1 protein-coding gene is annotated in these 1,121 nt (G+C 43.9%); it reads left to right on the forward strand.

Going from position 1 to position 1,121, the window contains the following annotated elements:
* On the forward strand, positions 1-1,121 hold a 1,121-nt coding region (locus ACT3RM_RS17960), incomplete at both ends, for a TonB-dependent siderophore receptor (protein ID WP_444511524.1).

A 1,121-nucleotide genomic window follows, 5' to 3' on the forward strand; every position in this document is an offset into this window, starting at 1 on the left:
GATGGTATACCAACTTATAGTGGTTCAACCAATCAAGAATACGACACAGCACTATACCAACAAGTCGAAGTCATACGTGGTGCAAATGGCTTACTAAGTGGAGTAGGTTCACCTTCGGCTACCGTCAATATGATACGCAAACGTCCAAAGCAAGAGTTTGACGCGTCAGTTTCCGCAGGTATAGGCTCCTGGGATAAACGTCGTGGTGTTGCAGATATTTCTGTGCCACTCACTCAGGATGGCAGTATTCGTAGCCGATTAGTCGTTGCTTACCAAGACTCAGATAGTTACCTCGACCGCTATCAAGAAGATAAATTAGCCATGATGGGCATTATCGAAGCCGACATTACTCGCAACACTACCGTGTCATTAGGTTATCAAAACCAAGATAACAATCCAGAAGGTACCACATGGGGCACGATCCCTATCTTCGCCAGTGATGGGGATGAAGCAAACTTACCAGTTACTTCCAGCTATGCGCCTAAATGGACAAAATGGCAACGGGAATCATCGACTGTATTTGCTGATATCGAACATCATTTCAACGACTATTGGAAACTACGCGCAGCACTAAACCACACTGAGGGTGAACTTGAAAGTTTACGTGTTTATGCTTCTGGTTTCCCTGATCGTGACACGGGTGAAGGGGTATACTTACTAGGCGCTGCAGGCTCTACCGAAGATACGCGTGATAGCCTAGATCTATACCTTACTGGTAGTTACAATCTATTTAATCGTGAGCATGAGCTAATGTTCGGTGCTAACATTAGTCAAAACGAATCTACAAGTTTAAGCTACTCCTCACTGTCTGACTGGTCTTACAATGTACCAGATGCATGGAATTATAATGGAGAAGCCCCCATACCAGACTATACACCCACTGGGGCGTATCAAAAGAGTAATACTGATCAATATGGCTTTTATGCAGCTACTCGCTTTCGGGTAACCGACATACTGTCACTCGTTGGCGGTGCACGTATTACTTCTTGGGATACAAGCACAGACAACTACGATACTAACGCTACGTATGTTAGTACCACTGGTGATTATAAAGTGAGTAACGAAATTACTCCATATGTAGGTATTGTTTATGAACTAACACCATCAACCAGCCTTTATAC

This window comes from Pseudoalteromonas sp. AOP7-A1-14 (assembly GCF_052376275.1).
Lineage (GTDB): Bacteria > Pseudomonadota > Gammaproteobacteria > Enterobacterales > Alteromonadaceae > Pseudoalteromonas.